1 pseudogene is annotated in these 1,303 nt (G+C 75.1%); it reads right to left on the reverse strand.

Annotated features, from left to right (window positions below):
* Positions 1–1,303 (reverse strand): annotated as a pseudogene (locus MXD58_RS27775) (transcriptional regulator); the annotation flags it as partial.

The raw sequence follows: 1,303 nt of genomic DNA on the forward strand, positions 1-1,303 counted from the left end.
GCGAACAGCCGGCAGCGCAGCAGCGCACCCGTCCCGCCGGCCCGCGTCGCGACCTCGGTGGCCACCGCCAGGTGCCGGCGGGCGCCGGCGACGTCATCGAGCAGCAGATCGAGCCGGGCCAGGCCCAGTCCTACCGGGCCGACCACCCCGCACATGCCGACGTTGGCGACGCAGTGCGCGACCGGGGCCAGCCGGGCGGCCAGATCCGCGGCGTGTTCACGCAGACCGCGGTCGGCGACCGCGTGGGCCAGCAGGGTCAGCCGGCCATGCGTCGTCCACGTCACCGGCTCGAACCAGGCGAGTTCCGCGCCGATCAGCCCGTCGGCCGCGGGTTCCCCGCGGGCGACCGCGACGAGCAGCCGGCCCAGGCGGGCGAATGGACTGCTCGCCCGCAACTCACCCAGCTCCGCCAGTTTCCCCTGTTCGAAGCGCAGCACCAGCGTCGCGACGTCGAACACGCCACTGAGATAAAGCTCGGTCTCCCGGTGCAGTTCCAGCGCATGCCGGTAGATCCCCTCGGCGACCGCGAGGTCGTCATCAGCCCACAGCGCCTGCGACCCCTGCGCCCAGCGGAACTGCACGCGGCTCGCGGGCAGCCGCAGCAGGTCGCTGCCGAGTGCGCCGAGCCGGGCGTGCTCGGCAGCGGACGGGTCGCCCAGCGCGGTCTTCGCGAGGTGCAGCAGTCCGTGCGCGATCACCTCGTCCACCTGCGAGTTCGCCTGCGGGACGGCGGCCAGCCGGGCGATCAGGTCCAGGGACTCGGCGGCCCGCTCGGCGATGCCGGAAAAAGCCAGTGCCCGGCCGAGCAGGGCGTCGGCGAGAACCTCGGCGTCGCCGACCTGCTCGGCGAGCTCGATCGCCCGGCGGCTGAGCAGGTCGGGTACGGAGCTGTCCGGGTCGTAACAGCTGCCGACGGCGAGCGCGGCCAGCACCCGCACATGCGCGAGAGGATCCGCGGCGACCAGCGTCTCGATCCCGGCGAGGCGGGCCAGCAGCGGCGCCGGGTCGTCGCCGTAGACGGCCCAGGGCCAGGAACCGCTGGTCCGCAGCAGCGCGGCGGCGATCCGACCGGCCGAATCCAGCCGGCCGCGGCGCACCGCGTCGAGCAGACCCGCGTCGACGACGTCGAGCAGCGTCTGCCCCCGCCCGGCGCGGGCCAGCGAACCGACCCGGGCGACGACCAGCTCGTCCCTGTCGACGACCACCTCACCCCGCACCCGGTCCAGCTGGTCGAGGGCCTCGCCCCACCAGTGCGCGGCGAGGTCGGCGTACCAGCGGCGGTCCGCGTCGAGCGCCGCCGCCC

The sequence above is a fragment of the Frankia sp. AgKG'84/4 genome, assembly GCF_023242965.2.
Classification (GTDB): domain Bacteria; phylum Actinomycetota; class Actinomycetes; order Frankiales; family Frankiaceae; genus Frankia.